At 61.7% G+C, this 22,708-nt stretch carries 18 protein-coding genes and 1 other RNA gene; 6 read left to right on the forward strand and 13 right to left on the reverse strand.

What is annotated here, in order from left to right; genetic code table 11:
- Positions 1-16: 16 nt before the first annotated feature.
- The 9 genes from rpsA to gyrA form a co-directional block, all read right to left on the reverse strand.
- Positions 17-1,705, reverse strand: a complete 1,689-nt coding sequence (gene rpsA / locus B4F51_RS07400) for a 30S ribosomal protein S1 (RefSeq protein ID WP_296224449.1) — start codon at positions 1,703-1,705, stop codon at positions 17-19.
- A 140-nt stretch (positions 1,706-1,845) separates the two neighbouring features.
- Positions 1,846-2,541, reverse strand: coding sequence for a (d)CMP kinase (gene cmk / locus B4F51_RS07405; RefSeq protein ID WP_296224450.1), 696 nt, complete (start codon positions 2,539-2,541; stop codon positions 1,846-1,848).
- Between the two features lie 27 nt (positions 2,542-2,568).
- Positions 2,569-3,873 (reverse strand): 3-phosphoshikimate 1-carboxyvinyltransferase, encoded by a 1,305-nt coding sequence (aroA, locus tag B4F51_RS07410; RefSeq protein ID WP_296224451.1) that lies wholly within the window; start codon positions 3,871-3,873, stop codon positions 2,569-2,571.
- 20 nt (positions 3,874-3,893) lie between these two features.
- Positions 3,894-4,790, reverse strand: coding sequence for a prephenate dehydrogenase (locus B4F51_RS07415; RefSeq protein ID WP_296224452.1), 897 nt, complete (start codon positions 4,788-4,790; stop codon positions 3,894-3,896).
- Between the two features lie 97 nt (positions 4,791-4,887).
- Positions 4,888-6,012 carry a histidinol-phosphate transaminase gene (gene hisC / locus B4F51_RS07420; protein ID WP_296224453.1) on the reverse strand — a complete coding sequence of 375 codons (1,125 nt, stop codon included), beginning with the start codon at positions 6,010-6,012 and terminating at the stop codon, positions 4,888-4,890.
- A 96-nt stretch (positions 6,013-6,108) separates the two neighbouring features.
- Complete coding sequence (gene pheA, locus B4F51_RS07425; protein ID WP_296224454.1) at positions 6,109-7,224, reverse strand: prephenate dehydratase; 1,116 nt, start codon at positions 7,222-7,224, stop codon at positions 6,109-6,111.
- Between the two features lie 87 nt (positions 7,225-7,311).
- Positions 7,312-8,448 (reverse strand): 3-phosphoserine/phosphohydroxythreonine transaminase, encoded by a 1,137-nt coding sequence (gene serC / locus B4F51_RS07430; RefSeq protein ID WP_296224455.1) that lies wholly within the window; start codon positions 8,446-8,448, stop codon positions 7,312-7,314.
- A gap of 100 nt (positions 8,449-8,548) precedes the next feature.
- Positions 8,549-9,124 carry a DUF2059 domain-containing protein gene (locus B4F51_RS07435; protein ID WP_296224456.1) on the reverse strand — a complete coding sequence of 192 codons (576 nt, stop codon included), beginning with the start codon at positions 9,122-9,124 and terminating at the stop codon, positions 8,549-8,551.
- 128 nt (positions 9,125-9,252) lie between these two features.
- Positions 9,253-11,919 carry a DNA gyrase subunit A gene (gyrA, locus tag B4F51_RS07440; protein ID WP_296224457.1) on the reverse strand — a complete coding sequence of 889 codons (2,667 nt, stop codon included), beginning with the start codon at positions 11,917-11,919 and terminating at the stop codon, positions 9,253-9,255.
- Between the two features lie 421 nt (positions 11,920-12,340).
- On the opposite strand from gyrA, the gene ompA reads away from it, so the two are divergent.
- A complete protein-coding gene (ompA, locus tag B4F51_RS07445) occupies positions 12,341-13,000 on the forward strand; it encodes an outer membrane protein OmpA (RefSeq protein ID WP_296224458.1) in 660 nt (219 codons plus the stop codon).
- A 175-nt stretch (positions 13,001-13,175) separates the two neighbouring features.
- Here ompA and B4F51_RS07450 read toward each other — a convergent pair whose 3' ends face one another.
- Entirely contained in the window at positions 13,176-13,670 is a 495-nt protein-coding gene (locus B4F51_RS07450) for a glycine zipper 2TM domain-containing protein (protein ID WP_296224459.1), read from the reverse strand.
- Positions 13,671-13,832: 162 nt separating this feature from the next.
- On the opposite strand from B4F51_RS07450, the gene ubiG reads away from it, so the two are divergent.
- The 4 genes from ubiG (at position 13,833) to ssrA (ending at position 19,522) form a co-directional block, all read left to right on the forward strand.
- Positions 13,833-14,549: a bifunctional 2-polyprenyl-6-hydroxyphenol methylase/3-demethylubiquinol 3-O-methyltransferase UbiG gene (gene ubiG / locus B4F51_RS07455; protein ID WP_296224460.1), complete on the forward strand. Its 717-nt coding sequence runs from the start codon at positions 13,833-13,835 to the stop codon at positions 14,547-14,549.
- Positions 14,546-15,235: an HAD-IA family hydrolase gene (locus B4F51_RS07460; RefSeq protein WP_296224461.1), complete on the forward strand. Its 690-nt coding sequence runs from the start codon at positions 14,546-14,548 to the stop codon at positions 15,233-15,235. Before ubiG ends, B4F51_RS07460 begins: the two co-directional genes overlap by 4 nt.
- A 113-nt stretch (positions 15,236-15,348) precedes the next feature.
- The gene (locus B4F51_RS07465; protein ID WP_296224462.1) at positions 15,349-19,134 is read left to right on the forward strand and encodes a DUF748 domain-containing protein; all 3,786 of its coding nucleotides are present in this window, start codon (positions 15,349-15,351) and stop codon (positions 19,132-19,134) included.
- 30 nt (positions 19,135-19,164) lie between these two features.
- Positions 19,165-19,522: a transfer-messenger RNA gene (gene ssrA, locus B4F51_RS07470) on the forward strand.
- Between the two features lie 365 nt (positions 19,523-19,887).
- Here ssrA and B4F51_RS07475 read toward each other — a convergent pair.
- From B4F51_RS07475 to B4F51_RS07485, 3 genes are all read right to left on the reverse strand, one after another.
- The gene (locus B4F51_RS07475; RefSeq protein WP_296224463.1) at positions 19,888-20,892 is read right to left on the reverse strand and encodes a fimbrial protein; all 1,005 of its coding nucleotides are present in this window, start codon (positions 20,890-20,892) and stop codon (positions 19,888-19,890) included.
- Between the two features lie 313 nt (positions 20,893-21,205).
- Positions 21,206-21,430, reverse strand: a complete 225-nt coding sequence (locus B4F51_RS07480) for a hypothetical protein (protein ID WP_296224464.1) — start codon at positions 21,428-21,430, stop codon at positions 21,206-21,208.
- Positions 21,431-21,443: 13 nt separating this feature from the next.
- A complete protein-coding gene (locus tag B4F51_RS07485; RefSeq protein ID WP_296224465.1) occupies positions 21,444-22,292 on the reverse strand; it encodes a fimbrial protein in 849 nt (282 codons plus the stop codon).
- On the opposite strand from B4F51_RS07485, the gene B4F51_RS07490 reads away from it, so the two are divergent.
- On the forward strand, positions 22,282-22,695 hold the full coding sequence (locus B4F51_RS07490) for a hypothetical protein (protein WP_296224466.1): 414 nt from the start codon (positions 22,282-22,284) through the stop codon (positions 22,693-22,695). The genes B4F51_RS07485 and B4F51_RS07490 overlap by 11 nt on opposite strands.
- Positions 22,696-22,708: the final 13 nt, after the last annotated feature.

The raw sequence follows: 22,708 nt of genomic DNA on the forward strand, positions 1-22,708 counted from the left end.
TCGACTCGATGGATGCTTACTGGTTGGTCTCGTTCAGCTTGGCCTTCAGCAGCGCGCCGAGGTTCGTGGTGCCAGCGGTGCCGGTATCAGCCGCGAACTTCTGCATGGCTTCCTGTTGGTCGGCGCTGTCCTTGGCCTTGATCGAAACGTTGATGTTGCGCGACTTGCGATCGATGTTGACGATCATCGCGGTCATCGTTTCACCTTCCTTCAGCACGTTGCGGGCATCTTCCACGCGATCGCTCGAGATTTCCGAGGCACGCAGGTAGCCTTCCACATCGTCCGCCAACTGCACCACAGCGCCCTTCGGATCAACGGCCTTGATCGTGACAGACACGATCGAGCCCTTGTCGTTGGTCGAGATGAAGTTGTTGAACGGGTCGCCCGACAGTTGCTTGATACCCAGCGAGATGCGTTCCTTGTCGATGTCGATGGCCAGCACAACGGCTTCCACCTCGTCGCCCTTCTTGTACTTGCGAACGGCTTCTTCGCCGGTTTCTTGCCACGACAGGTCCGACAGGTGCACCAAGCCGTCGATGCCGCCCGGCAGACCGATGAACACGCCGAAGTCGGTGATCGACTTGATCTGACCCGACAGCTTGTCGCCCTTCTTGTGGTTGCGGCCGAAGTCGTCCCACGGATTGGCCTTGCACTGCTTCATGCCCAGGCTGATACGACGCTTGTCTTCGTCGATATCCAGAACCATGACTTCCACTTCGTCGCCCAGCTGGACAACCTTGGACGGAGCCACGTTCTTGTTGGTCCAGTCCATTTCCGACACGTGCACCAGGCCTTCGATGCCGGCTTCGATCTCGACGAACGCGCCGTAGTCGGTCAGGTTGGTCACCTTGCCGAACAGGCGAGTGCCTTGCGGGTAGCGACGCGAGATACCGACCCACGGATCTTCGCCCAGCTGCTTGACGCCCAGCGAGACGCGGTTCTTCTCTTGGTCGAACTTGAGGATCTTGGCGGTGATTTCCTGGCCAACCGACAGCACTTCGCTCGGGTGACGCACGCGACGCCATGCCAGGTCGGTGATGTGCAGCAGACCGTCGATGCCGCCCAGATCCACGAACGCGCCGTAGTCGGTGATGTTCTTGACGATACCGTTGACGATCGCGCCTTCCTTGAGCGTTTCCATCAGCTTCTGACGCTCTTCGCCCAGCGTGGCTTCAACCACGGCGCGGCGCGACAGCACAACGTTGTTGCGCTTGCGGTCCAGCTTGATGACCTTGAATTCGAGGGTCTTGCCTTCGTACGGCGTGGTGTCCTTGATCGGACGCACGTCGACGAGCGAACCCGGCAGGAATGCACGAATACCGTTGACCATGACGGTCAGGCCGCCCTTGACCTTGCCGGTCACGGTACCGGAGATGATCTCACCGGATTCCAGTGCCTTCTCAAGGTTCAGCCACGAAGCCAGGCGCTTGGCCTTGTCGCGCGACAGGATGGTGTCGCCGTAGCCGTTTTCCAGTGCGTCGATCGCGACCGAAACGTAGTCGCCGACTTGCACTTCCAGCTCGCCCTGATCGTTCAGGAACTCTTCGACCGGAACAAAAGCTTCAGACTTCAGGCCCGCGTTCACAACGACGAAGTTGTGGTCGATACGCACAACTTCCGCAGAGATCACTTCGCCAGCCTTCATATTGGACTTGGCGATCGACTCTTCGAACAGGGCGGCAAAAGATTCGTTAGTTTGGGACATAAAAATAGGCATCCGCAGAACATGCCTCGCATTGCATCCGCTCAGGATGGGCGAAGACACGCATGCGGGGTTACGAGTTGAACAACCGCCAGCAGCAACAACACGTTGCCACCGGCACCGATCAGACCAGTTCAGCCGACTCAGTTCGCCTTGTTGGCGCCCTGCACCTGCCGATACCAGTCCAGTACCTGCGCGACCACCTCATCGACCGTCATGTCGGACGAATCGAGCAACCGCGCATCTTGCGCCGGACGCAGCGGCGCGACGCTGCGGGTGCGATCCCGCAAATCACGCGCTTCCAAGTCCTGCGAAAGACTTTCCACTGTAGCAGAAAATCCCTTTGCAATCAATTGTTTATAGCGCCTCTCGGCGCGTGCCTGCACGCTCGCGGTGAGGAACACCTTGAGCACCGCCTCAGGGAAAATCACGGTGCCCATGTCACGGCCGTCGGCCACGAGGCCGGGCGCCTCCAGGAACGCACGCTGACGTGCGCGCAACGCATCACGGACCAGTCCATGCACAGCAATCGCCGAGGCCTGGTTGCCGACCGACTCGTGGCGCAGCGCCAGGCTCACATCCTCGCCCTTGAGCCAGATATGGTCAGCCTTGAAGCGCACATCCAGCGTGCTGGCAATGCGCACGAGGCTCGCCACATCGTGGTCGTCGACGTTCTCGCGCATGCTGGCAAGCGCCACCAGCCGATACAGCGACCCGCTGTCCAGAAGGTGAAAACCAAGCAAATCAGCGACTTGGTGGGCAACAGTGCCCTTGCCGGATGCGGTCGGGCCGTCGATGGCGATGACCGGGTACGGCGTGGAAGCAGCGGCGTCGGACATGATGAAATTATGGCGGTTAATTGCGTTTCAAGCGGTGATACCGCCGAACGCCGTGAAATATTCCGGGAAGGTCTTGGCGACGCAGCGCGGGTCGTTGATACGCACGGTCTCCGGACCGAACGCGGCCAGCGAGAAGGCCATCGCCATGCGGTGATCATCGTAGGTGTCGATGCCGCCGGCGGGCGGCGTCCATTGCAGCGGAGGCGTCACGCGGATGTAGTCGGCGCCCTCTTCCACCGTGGCGCCGAGCTTGCGCAGCTCGGTGGCCATGGCGGTGAGACGGTCGGTTTCCTTGACGCGCCAGCTACCGATGTTGGTGAGCGTGGTGGTGCCGTCGGCAAAGAGCGCGGCCACCGCCAGCGTCATCGCTGCGTCGGGAATGTGGTTGCAATCCAACTCCAGCGCATGCAGCTTGCCGTCGTCGCGTTCGACGCCGCGCACCTCGATCCAGTTGTCACCGGCCATGACGTTGGCACCCATGCGGTTGAGCGCGTCGGCAAAGCGGACATCACCCTGGATGCTGGACATGCCAACGCCCTCCACGCGCACCGGCCCGCCGCCAAGCGCGCCGGCGGCCAGGAAATACGACGCCGACGAAGCATCGCCTTCGACGAAGATCTCGCCCGGCGCCTGATACGCCACGCCGGTCGGCACGGTGAATGAGGCCCAGCCGTCGCGCACAACCTGCACACCGAAGCGCGCCATCAGATTCAGCGTGATCTCGATGTAGGGCTTGGAGATCAGCTCGCCGACAACCTCGATGGTGACGTTGCCGGCAGACTCGACCAGCGGCAGCGCCATCAGCAGTGCGGTCAGAAACTGGCTCGATACATCGCCGCGCACGCGGATCGGCGCGTCGATCTTGACCAGCGCGGCGTGGATCGCCAGCGGCGGATAGCCTTCGCTCCCGGTGTAGTCGATACGTGCGCCGACCTGGCGCAGGCCGTCGACCAGATCGCCGATGGGGCGCTCGTGCATGCGCGGCACGCCGTGCAGCGTGTACTCGCCGCCTTGCAGTGCGAGCGCGGCGGTCAGCGGGCGGATGGCAGTGCCAGCATTACCCATGAATAGATCGGCGGATTTGGCCGGGAAACGCCCGCCGGTGCCAGTCACGCGGTAATCATTGTCGCCAAGGCGCTCTACGGACACGCCCAGCTTGTCGAGCGCAGCCAGCATGACGCGCGTGTCGTCGGAATCGAGCAAGTCGCGTACGACGGTTTCGCCCTGTGCGAGTGCGGCCAGCAACAGCACGCGGTTGGAGATGCTCTTCGAGCCCGGCAGCTTAATGGTGCCGCGCGCCGCCTTCAGCGGACCGACGTCGAGATGTTCCATAGATCCAGTCAGGAAATGCGTTATTCGGGTTGCGTGGTCGGCGCAACGCGTTGCGGCCACGCCAAGCGCGCTTCGCTCGCGCGGCGGAACACACGTTCGAGCGACGCGCCGTCGCGCTGCTCGATCATTTTCTTCATATGGCCGATCACGGCTTCATACGTGCTCAACTCGCGCAGCAGAGCCTCGCGGTTCGATAGGCAGATGTCGCGCCACATTTCCGGTGAAGACGCGGCAATGCGCGTGAAATCGCGGAAGCCGCCACCGGCAAAGTCGAGCTTGAGCGCGGCGTCTTCGGCATTGATGACCTGCGCGACCAGCGCGTAAGACAGCACGTGCGGCAGGTGGCTGACGGCAGCGAACACGGCATCGTGCTGCACCGCCGACATGACATGGCAATACGCACCCGCCGCTTCCCACATCGCCTGCACGCGCTCGACGTCGGCGCGGCGGTTTTCCTGCAGCGGGCACAGCACGGTTTTCTTGCCGACGTAGAGATCGGCCAGCGCAGCTTCCACGCCATTCAGTTCGCGGCCGGCAATCGGGTGCGCCGGCACAAACTGGCTGACCTGATCACCCAGCGCGGTCTTGGCGGCCATGATGACGTCGGACTTGGTGCTGCCGGCATCGGTCACGATGGTGTCCGGGCCCAGGTGCGGCTGCATGGCGAGCAGCAACGGCAGCGTCTGCGCCACGGGTGCGCACAGCACGACCATATCCGCTCCGTGCACTGCCCCTTCCATGGGCAAGGCTTCGTCGATCACACCGAGGCGCACCGCCGTCTCCAGCGACGCCGCCGAGCGTCCAACGCCAATGATCTGCCCGACCACCCCCGCGTGGCGCAACGCCAGCGCCAGCGAACCGCCGATCAAGCCGACGCCAACGATCACCAACCGCGAACTGGAAAAAGAAGAGGCCACAACACCGCCCTGCCAGAAAAAAACAAAGCGGCATTGTAGCCCGATGTGCGCGGCGCCCGATGCCCAATCCAGGGCGCCGCACTGGTTGCGACAGAAGTTACGCGGCCGCTTTTTCCTGCGCCAGCGCCACCTCCAGCGCTTCGATGAACCTGGCGTTTTCCTCCGGCAGGCCGATGCTGATGCGCAGCCATTGCGGCAAGCCATAGTTGCCGACCGGGCGCACGATCACGCCCTGCTTGAGCAGGGCGATATTCACGCGCGCACCAGCGCTGTTGTCATCACCCACGCGCACCAGCACGAAGTTGCCCGAGGACGGCACGTACTGCAGGCCGAGGCGGTCAAATGCTTCGGTCAGTTGCGCATAGCCGGTGGCATTCAGCTCGGCAGACTTGCGCAGGAATTCCGCGTCATTGAGCGCAGCCACGGCAGCGGCCTGCGCCAGGCTGTTGACGTTGAACGGCTGGCGGATGCGATTGAGCAAGTCAGTCAGTGGCGGCTGTGCGATGCCATAACCCACGCGCAGCCCGGCCAGTCCGAAGGCCTTGGAGAACGTGCGCGACACCAGCAGATTCGGATACTGGCGCACCCACGCCACCGAGTCGTATTGCTGCCCGGGCTTGAGGAATTCGTTGTACGCCTCGTCCAGCACGACGACGACCGTCGGCGGCACCTTGGCCAGGAAGGCGGCAATGTCCGCGGCCGACAAGAACGTGCCGGTCGGATTATTCGGGTTGGCGATGTAGATCAGGCGCGTATCCGGCGTGATGGCAGCGGCCATCGCATCCAGGTCGTGGCCATAGTCGCGGGCCGGCACTTCGATGGCACATGCGCCAACTTCCTGGGCCGCCAGTGCGTACACGGCAAACGAGTGCTGCGCGTAGATCACGCCCTGCCCGGGCGCCACCAGCGCGCGGGCCGCCAGTTCAAGGATGTCGTTGCTGCCGTTGCCGAGCGTGATCCACGCTTCCGGCACGCCAAACTTGGCGTGCAGTGCGGCCTTCAGGCTGAAACCGTTCGCATCCGGGTAGCGCGCCAGCTCATCGATAGCCGCAGCCATGGCGTTCTTGGCAGACTGCGGCATACCCAGCGGGTTTTCGTTGGATGCCAACTTGACGATGCGCGCGGCATCCAGGCCGAACTCGCGCGCCACTTCGGAAATCGGCTTGCCGGCCACATAGGGGGCGATGGCGCGGACGTACGCAGGGCCGAACTGCAAAGACATGGGGTGCTCCTTTGGTATCAGCGCCCCACCCATGCGGGGCGCATATTTGAATCCCTCGGGAGCGCTGCAAACCAGCGCTGGCTTGCCTCGTCCCCGTTAGCGTGCCGAGGGATAGGACCCCAGCACCTTGAAATACGCCGCGTCGTGACGCAGCTTCTCCAGCGCGCGCGCTACCTGCGGGTCACGCTGATGGCCTTCCACGTCGACGTAGAAGTAGTATTCCCAAGCACCGCTGCGCGCCGGCCTCGACTCGAAGCGACACATCGACACGCCGTTCTCGGCCAGCGGCGCCAACAACCGATAGACAGCGCCGGCCTCGTTCGGCACCGACAGGATCAGCGAAGTCTGATCGCGCCCGCTCGGCTCCGTCTCATAGTTGCCGATGACGACGAAGCGCGTGCGGTTGTGCGGATCGTCCTCCACGTTGGCGCGCACCACGTGCAAGCCGTAGCGGTTAGCCGCCTGAACGCTCGCCAGCGCCGCGATGGTCTCGTCCTCGCCCGCCATGCGGGCGGCTTCGGCGTTGCTCGACACCGCCTCGCGCGCCAAGTGCGGGTAATTCGTATTCAGCCACCGCTGGCACTGCGCCAACGCCTGCGCATGCGCACGCACCACCTTCACCTGCGACATATCGCCGGTCTTGTGCAGCAGGTTGTGATGCACCCGCAGCGCAATCTCGCCGCTGATCTTCAGCGACGTCTGCAAGAACAGATCGAGCGTGCGGGACACCACGCCCTCGGTCGAGTTCTCGACCGGCACCACGCCGCAATCGACCGTGCCGGATTCCGCCGCGCGGAACACCTCGTCGATGCTCGGGCACGGCACCGGCTGAATCTCATGGCCGAAATGCGCAATCACGGCCTGCTCCGAGAACGTACCCGCCGGGCCGAGATAACCGATGCGCAGCGCCTGCTCCAGGCCACGGCACGCCGACATCACCTCGCGCCAGATGGCGGCGATGCTCTCGTCATGCAGCGGGCCCGCGTTGCTCGACTGCATCTTGCGGATGACCTGCAGCTCGCGGTCCGGCCGAAACGCCGGCGACGAATAGCGCTTCTTCACCTCGCCCACTTCCTGCGCCACCTTGGCACGGTCCGAGAGCAGCGTGAGCAACTGGCTGTCGATCGCGTCGATCTGCGTGCGCAACGGCGCCAGCTCCGCCGCCAGTGCGGCGTCCTTGTTTTGCTTCGTATCGTCTGACTGACTGGTCATTGTAGGAATCGGGTTCGGCAACGGATTGCCAATTGCCGCGCGAAGCGAGCGCTTCGCGCAATGTTCTGCCGTGATTGAGCGCGAGTCTTAAGCGGACGCCCGCTCAAAGTCACGCATGAAGTCGACCAGCGCCTCGACTCCCTCCAGCGGCATCGCGTTGTAGATGCTCGCCCGCATGCCGCCCACGGACTTGTGGCCCTTGAGCTGCACCAGCCCGCGCTCGCGCGCCTGCGCAAGGAATGCGTCGTTGCGGGATTCGTCGTTGAGGAAGAACGGCACGTTCATGCGCGAACGGCACGACGGATGGATTTCGTTGCGGTAGAAGCTGCTGGCGTCGATAAAGTCATAGAGCATCTTCGCCTTGACGATGTTGCGCGTCTCCAGCGCTTCGACGCCACCCTGGCGCTTGATCCATTGGAACACCAGCCCGGCGATGTAAATCGCATAGGTAGGCGGCGTGTTGTACATCGAGCCGTTCTCGGCCACCAAGCGCCAGTTGAATGCCGACGGGCACAGCGGGTGTGCGTGGCCCAGCAGGTCTTTGCGCACGATGGCAATGGTCAGGCCGGCCGGCCCAATGTTCTTCTGCGCGCCGCCATAGAGCACCTGGTAACCGTTCCAGTCGATCGGCCGCGAGAGGATGTGGCTCGATACGTCGGCCACCACCACGCGCCCCTGCGCCTGGCCGATGTCCGGCGTCTCCTGGTATTCCACGCCAACGATGGTTTCGTTCGTGCACAGGTGCACGTAGGCCGCGTCGTGCGACAGCTTCCAGCTCGACACATCCGGAATCTTGTGGAAGCGCTCGGCTTCACTGGTGGCGGCGATGTTCACCTCGCCGTACTTGCGCGCTTCCTGCTGCGACTTGACCGACCACGTACCGGTGACAACGTAATCCGCCTTGGGGGCGTCCACCGACAGGCGGCGCATCAGGTTCAGCGGCACGATCGCGTTCTCGGCGATGGCGCCGCCCTGCAGGAACAGGATCTCGTAGTTGTCGGGCACCGCCAGCAGCTCGCGCAAGTCGGCGAAGGCGTGCGCCATGATGCTTTCGAACTCGCGGCCGCGGTGGCTCATCTCCATCACGCTCATGCCGCTGCCCTGCCAGGAGAGCATCTCGTCTTTTGCCTGCTCGAGCACCTCGGTCGGCAACACCGCCGGCCCTGCCGAAAAGTTGTATACGCGTGCCTGGCTGGCTTGGAGAGCTCGATCCGCTTGGTTCATGGTGCGAAGGACAAAAGAAAATGGCTGTCTGGGCACAAACCCAAACAGCCATTATCCACCAACTGACGGCGCGACGGGGATCGCGCCAGGTCAATGTCGATTACTTGCCTTTCTTGGCAGCCGTTGCAGCCGAGATTTCCTTGTCAGCCTGGTCGCGCATGGCCTTGCCAACTTGCGGACCGTACTTCTGCATCACGCTGCCCCACACTTCCTGCATGGCCTTGCCTTGGTTGGCCATGAAGGCCTGACCGCTCGGGGTCTTCAGGAATGCGGTCAGATCCTTGATCTGTTGTGCCGTGTAGTGCTTACCCAGCGAATCGTAGTGGGCTTGCAGCGCGTCCTTGCGGAAGGCATCGGTATCGAAGTCCTTGCCGGCGTTGTCGGTCATGCGCGTCACGGCGCCGTTTGCCTTCAGCTTGTCGACGGCCGCCTGCTTCTGCTTGTCGTCGAGCGACTTGTTCTCAACCAGCGCTTGCTCCAGCACCAGCGGGGCTTCCTGCTTGGCGCCGTTCTTCAGCACTTCAGCCTGACCGCGGATCGCCTGATCGACGCTCATGGTCGTCAGCAGATCCTTGATGGCAGCAGTCTTCTCGGCATCGCCGCCGGCGGTCTGCGCGAAAGCGAACAGCGGTGCGAAACCAGCCACCACGATCAGATGTTTGAAACTCTTGTGCATTGTTGCTCCCTTGAGATAAGCGTTGCGTTTAGGCAGGCCACGTGACGCGGAAGTTCCGGCCCTTGCCGTGCACAGGTCCGGCATCATGACCAGAACTGCGTCCAACGGCAAGCAAAAGTTGTTTCCAATTATGACTCGGCGCCGCCATCTGGCTGTGTATCGACATCCGGTGCCACATCTGCGGCATCCACAGTGTCATCACCTTCGGCGTCGGACTCCACCACACGTTGCAGACCGGACAGCTTGTTGCCCTCACCCACAGCGATGAGCGTGACGCCCTGCGTGGCGCGACCCATCTCGCGGATTTCGTCCACGCGCGTACGGATCAGCACGCCGCCAGTGGTGATCAGCATGATCTCGTCCTCCGGCGCTACTAGCGCGGCGGCGACCACCTTGCCGTTCCGCTCGGAGGTCTGGATGGCGATCATGCCCTTGGTGCCACGGCCATGACGGGTGTACTCGGAAATCGGGGTGCGCTTGCCGTAGCCGTTTTCGGTGGCGGTCAGCACACTGCCGACGCCTGCCTGACCGCCTTCGCCCTCTGCCTCGGTTTCGGCCGGCGCCACCAGCATGGCGATCACCTGTTGGCTCTCTTCCAGGTTCATGCCGCGCACGCCGCGCGCCTGGCGGCCCATCGGGCGCACGTCATTCTCGTCAAAGCGCACGGCCTTGCCGGCATCAGAGAACAGCATCACGTCGTGCTGGCCGTCGGTGATATCCGCGCCGATCAGGAAGTCGCCCTCGTCCAGATCCACGGCGATGATGCCGGCCTTGCGGGGGTTGGAGAACTCGGTCAACGCCGTCTTCTTGACCGTGCCCTTGGAGGTGGCCATAAAGACGAAGTGCTGCTCGTCAAACTGCTTGACCGGCAGGATCACGTTGATCTTCTCGCCCGGCGACAGCGGGAACATGTTGACGATCGGTCGCCCGCGCGAATTGCGGCTGCCTTGCGGCACCTCCCACACCTTCAGCCAGTAGAGGCGGCCGCGATTCGAGAAGCAGAGGATGTAATCGTGCGTGTTGGCGACAAATAGCGTGTCGATCCAGTCGTCTTCCTTCGTGGCAGCGGCCTGCTTGCCGCGCCCGCCGCGCTTCTGCGCGCGGTACTCGGAAATCGGCTGGCTCTTCATATAGCCGCTGTGGGACAGAGTCACCACCAGATCTTGCGGCGTAATGAGGTCTTCTGTATCCAACTCGGTCGCATTGTGCTCGATCTGCGAGCGGCGCTCGTCGCCGAATTCCGCACGGATGGCGGTGAGTTCCTCGACGATGATGGCGGTAATGCGCTCCGGGCGGGCCAGGATATCCAGCAGGTCGGCGATCTGCGCCATGACCTCGCGATACTCCTGGACGATCTTGTCCTGCTCCAGCCCCGTCAGGCGTTGCAGGCGCATCTGCAGGATTTCCTGCGCTTGCGTGTCGGACAGCTTGTACAGGCCATCGCCTTGCATGCCGAACGCTGGCAGCAGACCTTCCGGGCGATAGGCGGTGCGGCCGCCAGCGGTTTCGCTCTCAGCGCGCGACAGCATGTCACGCACCAGGCCCGAATCCCAGCTACGGCTCATCAACTCTGCCTTGGCAACCGGCGGGGTCGGCGCAGCCTTGATGATTGCAATGAATTCATCGATGTTGGCCAGCGCGACGGCCAAGCCTTCAAGAATGTGCCCCCGCTCGCGCGCCTTGCGCAGATCGAACACGGTGCGGCGCGTCACCACCTCGCGGCGGTGCAGCAGGAAGCACTCCAGCATCTGGCGCAGATTCAGCAGGCGCGGCTGACCATCGACCAGCGCCACCATGTTCATGCCGAACGTGTCCTGCAACTGCGTATTCTTATAGAGGTTATTGAGGACAACCTCCGGCACTTCCCCGCGCTTGAGTTCGATGACCACGCGCATGCCGGACTTATCCGACTCATCGCGGATGTCCGAGATGCCTTCGACGCGCTTTTCCGTCACCAGCTCGGCGATGCGCTCGAGCAGCGTGCGCTTGTTAACCTGATAAGGAAGTTCATCGACGATGATTGCCTGGCGCTGGCCGCGGTCGATGTCTTCGAAGTGCGTCTTGGCGCGCATCACCACACGGCCGCGGCCAGTGCGATAGCCCTCGCGCACGCCCGAGATGCCGTAGATGATGCCGGCGGTCGGGAAGTCCGGCGCCGGAATCAGCTCGATCAGCTCATCGATCGTCGCTTCGGGGTTGCGCAGCAGATGCAGGCAACCGTCGACGACTTCATTCAGGTTGTGCGGCGGAATGTTCGTCGCCATCCCCACCGCAATCCCGGACGAGCCGTTGATCAGCAGGTTCGGGATACGCGCCGGCAGGATGGACGGCTCGGTTTCGGAGCCGTCATAGTTCGGCTCGAAATTGACGGTTTCCTTGTCGATGTCGGCCAGCAGTTCGTGCGCGATCTTCGACAGGCGGATTTCCGTATAACGCATCGCCGCGGCGTTATCGCCGTCGACCGAGCCGAAGTTGCCCTGGCCGTCGACCAGCATGTAGCGCAAGGAGAAGTCCTGCGCCATCCGAACAATCGTGTCGTATACAGCAGTGTCGCCGTGCGGGTGATACTTACCAATCACATCACCGACAATACGCGCTGACTTCTTATAAGGGCGATTCCAGTCGTTGTTCAGTTCGTGCATCGAATACAACGCACGGCGATGCACCGGCTTGAGACCATCCCGCACGTCCGGAAGCGCACGGCCCACGATCACGCTCATGGCGTAAGCGAGGTAGGAACTGCGCATTTCTTCTTCGAGCGATACCGGGAGAGTCTCTTTGGCGAATTGATCCATTGGGCGAACGGTGGGAGGCCCCATAGTGAGCACTACAAGGCGCTGCGGTTGCGCGAATAACAGAACATTTTACCATGCCGCAAGCCCCCTCCCCTGCATGGTGTCGAGCGACGCATCCTCAACCCCGGGTACGCTCCCTCGGCGGATAGGAAAAACCCGCGATCTAGTCCCCATAAGGGTTTGCGAGCCATTTTCTGCCTTGTTGCGTACACACCACAAGGCCATGACGGGCTGTTCGAATCGCTTATATTTGCTTTTTAGGAGTGCGTGCTTGTGGCACAATCCCCCAGCGAAGAGGCAGACATTGTTCGAAGTGGCGAATTCACCACATCGAGAATGCTACACTCCGAAGAATGTATGACTTGTTTTCGTCCCATCTGCTCGCAGTCTTCTGCGGTGATCTCATCCTGAGAGGAGAAATATGAAAAAATTTGCCAAGCTCGCGTTCGCTGCAGCTGCGGTAGCCATGGCTGCGTCGGCCTACGCTCAGTCGGTGCCCTACGAAAAGAAGGCCGTCAACGACAACTGGGGTAACGGCACGAGCGAGTGGGTCTGGAAGAACGGCACGAACGAACTGTGCTGGCGCAATGGCTTCTGGACGCCGGCAACCGCCAACGTTCAGTGCGACGGCGCTCTGGCTCCGGCCGCTGCTCCGCAAGCCCAAGCGACCCCGGCAGCCACGCCGGTTGTTGGCTCGGAAAAGGTTACGTTTGCTGCTGACACCCTGTTCGACTTCGACAAGGCTGTGCTGAAGCCGGAAGGCAAGGCCAAGCTGAACGACCTGGTCTCGAAGCTGCAAGGCATCAACCTGGAAGTCGTGATCGCTGTTGGCCACACCGACTCGTTCGGCTCGGACAAGTACAACGACCGCCTGTCGGTTCGTCGTGCTGAAGCCGTGAAGGGCTACCTGGTCAGCAAGGGCATCGAAGCCAACCGTGTGTACACGGAAGGCAAGGGCAAGCGCCAGCTGAAGGTTGATCCGAAGTCGTGCAAGGGCTCGCGCAAGGCACAAATCGCCTGCCAACAGCCGAACCGCCGCGTGGATGTCGAAGTGGTCGGCACCAAGAAGGCTGCACAGTAATTCGGTTCCTGCCGAGAAAGAGCCCAGCGAAAGCTGGGCTTTTTTTATGCCCACTCGCTACGGGTCCGGTCGGTTGGCCCGTCCTTCGCCAGGGCAAAAAAGAAGCGGTGATGCCCACGCACCACCGCTTTTTTCTTCTACGGGGCACTCGGCGCCCCTTGCGCCCTTCTTTATATTAGTAGGAGGGCGTCGCCTGGTCGTTGGCAACCGCAGCACGATCCCCTACGCGCAGGTTGTTCGGGTTCTTCTGCGTGACGGTCGCAACGCGGCCATCATCAAGGCGCACGCTGATACGGTACACGGTCTGCCCGCCCGCGCCGGCACGCTGCTCGACTTGGTTGCCCGCGTACGCGCCGAGCGCTGCACCGCCGATGGTGGCCACCGTATTGCCGGTACCGCCACCGACCTGGTGACCAAGAATACCGCCCGCCACACCGCCAATGATCGTGCCGAGAATGCCCGGGCTGTTGGCCGGCACCTGCATCGGCTGGATCGACTCCACCCGGCCATACAGCGCGCCCGGCTGTTGCGGCTGCCCACCATAGGCCGGGGGTTGGCTATATCCACCGTTGTAGCCACCGGCATAACCACCGTAACCCGGCGCGGCACAGCCCGCCAGCACCGTCAGGCCCGCTACACCGAGTCCCGCCAGAATCTGTTTGGATTTCATTGATCTCTCCTTGAGGGAAGGTGACAGTTGGAGAAAACGCATGCGCGTTTGTTCACCTTTGTTTCAATGTGAAACCTTTTTCTTGGGCCCGCGTGATTTGGTCGGGACGACGCTTTTTGGTACATTTCCTCACCTAGCCGTTATGCCCAGGCGCAGCGCAATATGACCACCACCCACGCGAACGCCGATCCCGGCGAACTCGAAAAATTCAGTGAACTCGCCCACCGCTGGTGGGACCCAAACAGCGAGTTCAAGCCTCTGCACGAAATCAACCCATTGCGCCTCGACTGGATTCAGTCGATCACGCCTCTGACGGGCAAGCGCGTCGTCGATATTGGCTGCGGCGGCGGCATCCTCTCCGAAAGCATGGCGCGAGTCGGTGCCAACGTCAAAGGCATCGATCTTTCACGCAAAGCGTTGCGCGTGGCCGACCTGCACAGCCTGGAAGCCGGCGTTGCGGTCGATTACGAGGAGATCTCCGCAGAAGCGCTTGCAGCACGCGAGCCAAGCAGCTTCGACGTCGTGACTTGCATGGAAATGCTCGAACATGTGCCCGATCCGGCATCAATTGTGCGCGCTTGCGCGACGTTGGTGAAGCCGGACGGCCACGTGTTCTTTTCGACTCTCCACCGCAATGCCAAGGCATATCTGCTGGCGGTGATCGGCGCGGAATACGTGCTGAATATGCTGCCGCGCGGCACGCACGATTACGCCAAATTCATCCGCCCATCGGAATTGGCATCGTTCGCGCGCACGGCGGGGCTGGAGCCAGAGCAGATGCGGGGCCTGGAATACAACCCGATCACTGGCCGCTACGCGCTCACGCAGGACACCAGCGTCAACTACCTGATGGCCACACGCCGTCCGGGCGAGGCATGACAATTCACAAGTTTCCCGATCCGCTTGGGGCGGTGCTGTTCGACCTGGACGGCACCTTGGCCGACACCGCGCCGGACCTCGCGGCGGCGGCCAACAAGGTGCGCACCGACCGCGGACTGGAGCCATTGGCTTATGAAGCCCTGCGCCCGGTCGCGTCGCATGGCGCGCGCGGGCTGATCGGCGTGGCCTTTGGCGTGGGGCCGGAAGATGCGGAATTCGAATCGCTGCGGCTGGCGTTCCTGGCCAACTACGAGGCGGAAATCTGCGTGCGCACGCGGCTGTTCCCGGGCATGGACGCGGTGCTGGCCGAACTCGGCCGCGCGGGCATTCCGTGGGGCATCGTCACCAACAAGTCGGGCCGACTGACCGTGCCCCTGGTCGCTCAACTGATGTTTCCGGTGCCGCCGGCCTGCGTCGTTGCGGGCGATACCACGCCCCACTCCAAGCCCCACCCTGCCCCGCTGCTGCATGCGGCCGAATCGATCGGCATTGCCGCGCGGCAGATCGTCTATGTGGGCGACGATCTGCGCGACATCGAGGCCGGCCGCGCCGCCGGCATGCCTACCATTGCGGCCAGTTACGGCTATTGTGGTAATGGACTGCCGCCGACGGAATGGCGTGCCGATGCGCTGATCGCCGGCGCGGCCGAACTGATTCCGCTGCTGCTTGAATCGCAGCGCGCGTAAGCAGGACACCAGGGCGCGTGCCCGGTAGCTTTCATGACCGCTGCCTCCCGTTCGGGACGCGGCGGTCGACCAATTGACGAAGCACGCCACTCCGTGGCCGGACTGACACCAGCATGACGACCTCCCCCGACTCGCGCCCTGATCAGCAATCGAATCTCAACGGCTGGCGCGCGCGGCTCGAGCGTGTGCGTGGCACAGCCGGCTGGCAGCGAGCCGAGCAGATCGGCACCTCGCGACGCACCAAGCGCATCGGGCTGGGCGTGCTGATCTTCCTGGTGGTGTTCGGCCTGCTGGGCGCGCTGGGCGGGCCGCCACTGCTGCGCCATCTGGCCGAAACGCAGCTCAGCAAGGTTCTGGACCGGCCGGTTTCGGTCGGCAAGATCCGCATCAACCCGTACACGTTGCGGCTGGACATCGACCAGTTCCACATTGCAGAGCGCGACGGCAAGACGCCGTTTGTCGACGTCGGCCACCTGCACGTAAACGCAGCGTGGAGTTCGATCTTCCGCCGTGCGCCCGTCATCGAAGAGTTGAGCATCGACGCGCCGCGCGTGCGTATCGTGCGCACCGCCGAACAGCGCTTCAATTTCTCTGACATCGTCGACAAGCTCAACCAGCCCGAGGTACCCCCCAAGCCCAAGTCAAACGAGCCGGCGCGCTTCGTGTTTGCCAACCTGCAGTTGACCAATGGTGCGATCGAGTTTGTCGATCAGCCGCTCAGCGCGCAGCACAAAGTGGACAGCCTGCAGATCGGCGTGCCTTTCCTGGCGAGCCTGCCGGCCGACGTGGACATCTTCGTGCAACCGCTGCTGGCCGCGCGCATCGACGGCGCGCCACTACGCTTTGCAGGCAAGACCAAGCCATTTGCCGATTCGCTGGAATCGAACCTGAACATCAAGATCGACGGCCTGGACCTGCCCCGCTACCTGGGCTACGTGCCCGGTCCGCTGCCGGTGGCCATCCCGCAAGGCAAGCTGACAACGGACCTGACGATCGACTTCCAGAAGCCGAAGACCGGTACACCGGTACTGCGCCTGCACGGCACGGCGGGCCTGGACAACCTGGAAGTGACCGACCCGAAGAACGCGCCGCTGGTGGCCGCCAAGCAGGTGCGTGCAACGCTGGCCGATGTGCGCCCGCTGGACAACATCTTCCACCTGGATGCCCTGACGCTCGACGGCGTGCGTGTCGACGCCACCCGCGCAGCCGATGGGGCGATCAATTTCGCACAGCTTGGCGGCAAGCCGGCGCCGGCCGAGGCCAAACCCGTCGCACCGGAGCCTGGTAGCAAACCGAAGCCGCTCGACGTGCTGGTGGGCAAGCTGCAACTGGCCAACAGCAGCGTGCATTGGCTCGACGCGACCACACAGCCCGCCGCCGACCTCACCCTCGACGACCTCCACGGCGACGTGGCTGTGCGCACGCTGGGCGGCCCGACTACGCTCGACATTGGCGCCAAGCTGGCGCAAGGCGGCACGCTCAACATCAAGGGCAACACGTCACTGGAGAAGAACACTGGTGAATTGGAGCTGAAGCTGGACGACGTGAAGCTGGCCGGTATCGACCCGTACCTGCGTCAGGCGGGTGCGCCGCAACTGCAGAACGGCGCGCTGTCTGCTGACGGCAAGATTGCCCTCGATTTCGGCCCGGACAAGTTCAACGTTCGCGCCGAGCCGCTGACGGCCAGCCTGGCTGACCTCTCGATGGCGCCGGCCTCGGGCAAGGCCACCGCGCTGCGCGCCAAGCTGCTGCGTGCCGATGTGAAAAGCTTCGACCTGGCCGCCCGCACCATCGCCTTGAATGAGGTGCGCGCCGACGGCCTGCAGCTCGACGCGCTGCGCAAGAAGGACGGCACGACCACGCTGACGTTGCTCGACACTGCGCAGCCTGCAGTGCCCAAACCTGCGACTAAGCCGGCTGCCGCACCGGCAAAATCGAGCGCACCGGTCGAGAAGCCCTGGGCCGTCACCGTGCAGACCTTGAAGGTGGACAACAGCGCTGTCGGCTTTGAAGACCGAACCAACTCGCGTCCGGTGAAGGTCCGCGTTGAACCGCTGAACGTCGTGGTGCAGAACGCCTCTACCGACCTTGGCAAGCCGGTCAACGTGCAGATCGGCGCGGGGCTGGGCGCCAAGGGCAAGCTCGATGTGCGCGGCGACGTGGTGCCGCAGCCGTTCAAGGCCGACCTGCGCGTGAACACGCAAAACCTGTCGCTGGCAGGCTTGGATCCGTACCTCGACAAGGCGCTGAACGCTTCCATCACCAGCGCGCTGCTGACCATGAACGGGCGCCTGGTGCTCAACCAGGGCAAGGCCTTGACCGTCAGCTACCAGGGCAACGCGACGCTGGGCAACGTACGCCTTCAAGACCGTGTAACGGCCGACGACTTCCTGCGCTGGCGCTCGCTGGCGCTCAACCGTGTCCAGGCCAATTACGACGGCAATACGCCGCACGTGCGCGTGGGCGCGGTAGCGCTGTCCACGTTCTACGCACGGATCATCATCAACCCCAACGGCCGCCTGAACCTGCAGGACATCCGCGCGCAGTCGGATGAGGAGCACCGATCACTCACTCAGACCGTGCAGCCTGCACAGGCCGAGTCCGGCCCGGCTTCGTCGCCGGCAGGTCAGCCCGGCCAGGCCGCTGCCTCTACGCCCGCAGCGCCCCCCGCTTCGGCCGTTGCTACCACGGCCCCAACCGCACCCCAAGCCGGTGGCGCCGATCTGCGCATCGACGCCATCACGCTGCAGGACGGCAACATCCGCTTTACCGACAACTTCGTCAAACCCAACTACACCGCCAACCTGACGGCCATCGGCGGTTCGGTCGGCACGATCAGCACAGCCGCCAACCAGCCGCCCGCCGACGTGACCCTGCGCGGCAGCGTGGACGGCACCGCGCCGGTGGACATCCACGGCAAGGTCAACCCGCTCACGCCCACGGCGTTTGTCGACCTGACCGCCAAGGCCGACGGCGTGGAGCTGACCAACCTGACGCCCTATTCCACCAAGTACGCCGGCTACCCGATCACCAAGGGCAAGCTGACGATGGATCTGCACTACCTGCTCGACAGTGGCAAGCTGACGGCGGACAACCATATCTTCATCGATCAGCTCACCTTCGGCGACCGCGTGGAGAGCAAGGACGCGACCAACCTGCCGGTGCGGCTGGCGGTTGCGCTGCTCAAGAACTCGCGCGGCGAGATCGACGTGCGCGTGCCGGTGTCGGGCTCGCTCGATGACCCGCAGTTCAGCATCGGCGGCGTGATCCTGCGCGCCTTCGTCAACCTGATCGCACGTGCGGTGACGGCGCCGTTCTCGCTGCTGGCCAGCGCATTCGGCGGCAGCGGCGGCGAAGAGCTCGGCTACATCGAGTTCGATCCGGGCACATCGAGCATCAGCCAAGCGTCGGTCGCCAAGCTCGACAAGCTGGCCACTGCGCTCAAGGATCGTCCGGCGCTGAAGGTCGACATCATCGGCCGCGTCGATCCGGAATTCGATCGCGACGGCCTGCGCCGCGAAGCCGTCAACCGCCAGATCCGCGAGCAGAAGCTCAAGGATGCCGGCGACGCTGCTGAGGCAGACACCACCGTCAAGCCGGAAGAGGAGAACAAGTACCTTGAACGCGCCTACAAGGCCGCCAAGTTCCCGAAGCCGCGCAACGTGATCGGCCTGGCGAAATCGCTGCCGCCCGAGGAGATGCGCAAGCTGATGGAAACCAACGTGCAGGTGACGGATTCGGACCTGCGCGAACTGGCCCAGCGCCGCGCCAACGCCGTGCATGTGGCGCTGGCCGAACGCGTGGAACCTGGACGTCTCTTCGTGGTGGCGCCCAAGCTCGATGCCGAGGGCATCAAGGACAAAGGTAAGACTACGCGGGTTGATTTCGCGCTGAAGTGACCCATCTGTGGGATAATTCGATTCTTCTCTGGGGCCGACCTGGTTTCGACGTGGGTTGCGAAGCAGCGGAGGGCATACCGAGGACCCGTCACCTCGTTAATCAATGGGAATGCAATAACTGCTAACGACGAACGTTACGCACTGGCAGCCTAAGGGCCGCCGTCCTCGCACTGGCTCGCTGACGGGCTAGGGTCGAAAGACTAGCGAGGTCATCTACGTCAGATAAGCCTTGGGAGTGTCACGGGCCCGAGGACGAAAATTAAGTGACTCGCCGTCGTAGAGCGTGTTCGTCCGCGATGCGGCGGTTAAATCAAATGACAGAACTAAGTATGTAGAACTCTCTGTGGAGGGCTTGCGGACGCGGGTTCGATTCCCGCCGGCTCCACCAAAATCCTTTCAAACGGCTTCAACGTTTGGCAACGAAACCCCGCTGGGCCTGGCTCTGCGGGGTTTTTTGTTGGCGCCGGTCAGGCATACACCCGCCCGCGGAACGTTACGCAGAGTGCACTCAAGCGCTCGCATCCCGCTGCGTTTAGCGTGCTCATCGCGAGCAGTGCCGAGAAAATGCTTGGCAGGCCACGCCTCGGCCGCGCTAGTCATAGCTCATCACAAAAGTGACGGAGCTATTGGCAGTGCCCAGCACAACTACGGGACCGGTTTGCTGGGAAGCCTCCTTCAGCGGAAGGTTGAAGTTGCCACCCAGCTTGTCGTATTGGAGATCAACGGGTAGACGCCTCGTTGATACCCACTGAATTACTGATACGTGAGCGTAAACGTTGCACTGCCGTTCGCAACGCCTGCCGTGATGTCATTGTCTACCTGCACGTAACGTGCCTTGAGCGGGATTTCATAGTTGCCGTCGCCTTCCGCGGTCCGCCACTTGAAGCGCTTCGCCAGTTCTACCGGTTGATCATCATGGAGCAGTTGGATGGCCACGCCACTGGCGCTCGAACCACCGGCATCCAGCTTCAGCATCCCCTGGGCAGGGTCATGGACAGCGCCGTCCAACTGCAGGTTCACGCTCGCTCCTTTTGAGCAGGTCAGCGGGATGCTGAAGGCCTTTGTCTTGTTACTGGGCGAAGTGCCTGGGCCATTGAACGCACCAATAGTGACCGGCCCCATATCGACCGTCATTGTTGCTTTACGCACCGTGCAAGACGTCGCAGAAACATTGAATGCGCCGAGACTGATGTTGGACTCTGGTGACTGCCAGGTCGTCCTTTCGTTTCTTAGAATGAAAGAGCCAATCTTCCCTGGCATTGAGACTGATCCAGTCCCGGTGATTTCGGCCGTCTTGTAGAAATTGATCAACGCCTTGGCTGTCATTGGTTGAACGGGAAACATGCCGCCTACCCCGCATAAGACGCGGTGATTCACGTTCCCTTTGTCGGCACCGTCCACCCAAATCTGGCGACCATCGCATAGGCCGACAGCTTGGATGCCGACCGCATAGCCGATTCCCTCTACGTTGGTCTTGTACACCCGCTTGCCATCAATGTCGCCAACGTAGGTTCCAAACGCCTTGATTCCTATCTCTTGATAGGTCAAACGAGGCGAGTCATTGCTACACCTGAACGCATTCGTAGCACCCGAAACCACCTGCGCAAGCAGCGAATTGACCGGCATGTCCCGCTGAACTATCACGGCTTTTGGTTGAACCAACGTATTTGCGTTGACGACGTTGCAAGTGTATGCAAATGCGCCCTTCGCCATCATCAGGATCAGCGCGGCTGCTAGCCTTGTGCACCAGCCATGCATACTTTGCTCCTTCTATCTTGTCAGACAAGATGAGAGCACATGCGTCAATTCTCGTAACTAAGAATCTTCCTATTCCGAAAGCGTCGGCTGATCCAGCATCGCGCGGCGGCAATGGGGAGTTTGACAATACAACCCCGCCTGGCTTTGCCTCTGTCGGCTTTCCTTGGGCCAGTCAAGTAGGCATCTGCTTGGGCAACCATGATGCGGAACGCACTCTCCAGCGCATCCGACGCAGTGCTTTCGCCGCGCTCGCTGCAAACCGCTCAGGGAGACGCTTCACGGGGCGGCTCAATCAAGCAGGGCCAGGCTAGAGCTACTCATACCACATCACCAAGTTGACGGAGGTATTCGCGGTGCCAGGCAAAACTTCGGAGCCAGTTTGATAGTAGGCTGCTTTGAGTGGAATATCGTAGCTGCCACCCCAGTTCTCGTACCAACCCGTCACCAACAACCAAAAAATTCCAGAAAGGCGACGGGATGCATTTCTAAATATTTTCGCATTCATTATTTTAATAAACTCACCACCCAACCCGATCATCGCTGCCTCAGCCCTAGTTATAACTCATGACAAATGTGACGGAAGTATTTGCCGTGCCCGCACTAATCTCTGGGCTGGTTTGGTAGTAAGCTGCCTTAAGCGGAATATCGAAATCGCCGCCCTGCTTGTCATATCCCCAGAATGCGTTCCACTGGCTTAACGGAAGCGGCTTACCATCCTTGTCAAGTAGTTGCAAACCGATGCCCTTGGCAGTCGATTCTGGATTAAGGGCAACGACCGAGCGCGTGTAATCCACAACTCTGGTGTTGGGCTTCAGTTGATATCCCATCCTGATCATATCCTTGGAGCATTCCCTCAGCGCGATCGAGAAACTGACCGGCTCCAATGAGCTGCCGATGCCGTTGAATCGTCCGGCATTGTTCTGGTCGCCCATTTTTACGGTGACATCCGGTGTCTTGCAGCTCCCGGTGCCGATAGTCGATCCAGTCAAGGCACGAATCGTGACGGGATAAAGCTGACGCGAAATCGTGAAACGACCAAGAAGCCCGGCAGGAATTTGAGCCCCCTCTTTAATTTGACCAATTTTTTTTAATCGAAAAATGTGGCCACCAGACCATGCGTGCCAAGTATAGTAGGCAATATCTGACCCCGGTCGATCCTCACCCCAATGTATATCCGGAAGTACCCGGCCACCCCAACTCATAGACCATGCCAACCCTGTATCGCCGATCGGGAAATCTGTTTTTCTTTCGTGGCTCGCGGCATTCCCCACTAAATTTTCAATTCCTTGTGTGAAATTACCGAAACACCTCCACGTTACGCTGTCCGGCCCATATGAATCGTACTCTAGCAAGATACCGCCAATTGGCGTATCACGTGGCACCGTCAAGTTGGCAGGCAACCTGATTTCAAGGTTTATAGGACTCGACCCCCGCTCGTACTGGCAGGTAGCAGCATGCACGGGCGTAACAAATAATATTACCAAACAACTCATCAAAATTTTCGCCAAACGTTCAGACAAGCAGCACCCTATCTTTTTCAAATTTAATTTATTCACCGTCCTTTATCCATTTCAATATCGCCTACTCGACTGGCAATCAATTATCTTGCGCAGATATTTTCAATTTTCAGAAGAGAAGGCTGATCATGAAATCACGATGCGGATATTGCGACGGCCGGCACTTAACGGCAGCGCAGCGTCTGCCTTTGGTAATTCCGCCCTGCTTCAGCCTGGCGCAAGGCGTAAGGCGCGTGGCATTGGGTGTCTTTCCATTTCTCGGTCAAGCTATCTTGCTGTTGGTTGAGCAGCACAAATGC

This window comes from Ralstonia sp. UBA689, assembly GCF_002298975.1.
In the GTDB taxonomy this organism is placed as follows: domain Bacteria; phylum Pseudomonadota; class Gammaproteobacteria; order Burkholderiales; family Burkholderiaceae; genus Ralstonia.

Bases quoted from the DNA above. Each gene is read 5' to 3' on its own strand.
- cmk (WP_296224450.1), bottom strand. From the start codon at position 2,541: ATGTCCGACGCCGCTGCTTCCACGCCGTACCCGGTCATCGCCATCGAC.
- ubiG (WP_296224460.1), top strand. From the start codon at position 13,833: ATGACCACCACCCACGCGAACGCCGATCCCGGCGAACTCGAAAAATTC.
- ompA (WP_296224458.1), top strand. From the start codon at position 12,341: ATGAAAAAATTTGCCAAGCTCGCGTTCGCTGCAGCTGCGGTAGCCATG.
- B4F51_RS07465 (WP_296224462.1), top strand. From the start codon at position 15,349: ATGACGACCTCCCCCGACTCGCGCCCTGATCAGCAATCGAATCTCAAC.
- B4F51_RS07460 (WP_296224461.1), top strand. From the start codon at position 14,546: ATGACAATTCACAAGTTTCCCGATCCGCTTGGGGCGGTGCTGTTCGAC.
- B4F51_RS07480 (WP_296224464.1), bottom strand. From the start codon at position 21,430: ATGATCGGGTTGGGTGGTGAGTTTATTAAAATAATGAATGCGAAAATA.
- B4F51_RS07435 (WP_296224456.1), bottom strand. From the start codon at position 9,124: ATGCACAAGAGTTTCAAACATCTGATCGTGGTGGCTGGTTTCGCACCG.
- B4F51_RS07475 (WP_296224463.1), bottom strand. From the start codon at position 20,892: ATGCATGGCTGGTGCACAAGGCTAGCAGCCGCGCTGATCCTGATGATG.
- hisC (WP_296224453.1), bottom strand. From the start codon at position 6,012: ATGTCTTTGCAGTTCGGCCCTGCGTACGTCCGCGCCATCGCCCCCTAT.
- serC (WP_296224455.1), bottom strand. From the start codon at position 8,448: ATGAACCAAGCGGATCGAGCTCTCCAAGCCAGCCAGGCACGCGTATAC.
- rpsA (WP_296224449.1), bottom strand. From the start codon at position 1,705: ATGTCCCAAACTAACGAATCTTTTGCCGCCCTGTTCGAAGAGTCGATC.
- B4F51_RS07450 (WP_296224459.1), bottom strand. From the start codon at position 13,670: ATGAAATCCAAACAGATTCTGGCGGGACTCGGTGTAGCGGGCCTGACG.
- aroA (WP_296224451.1), bottom strand. From the start codon at position 3,873: ATGGAACATCTCGACGTCGGTCCGCTGAAGGCGGCGCGCGGCACCATT.
- pheA (WP_296224454.1), bottom strand. From the start codon at position 7,224: ATGACCAGTCAGTCAGACGATACGAAGCAAAACAAGGACGCCGCACTG.
- gyrA (WP_296224457.1), bottom strand. From the start codon at position 11,919: ATGGATCAATTCGCCAAAGAGACTCTCCCGGTATCGCTCGAAGAAGAA.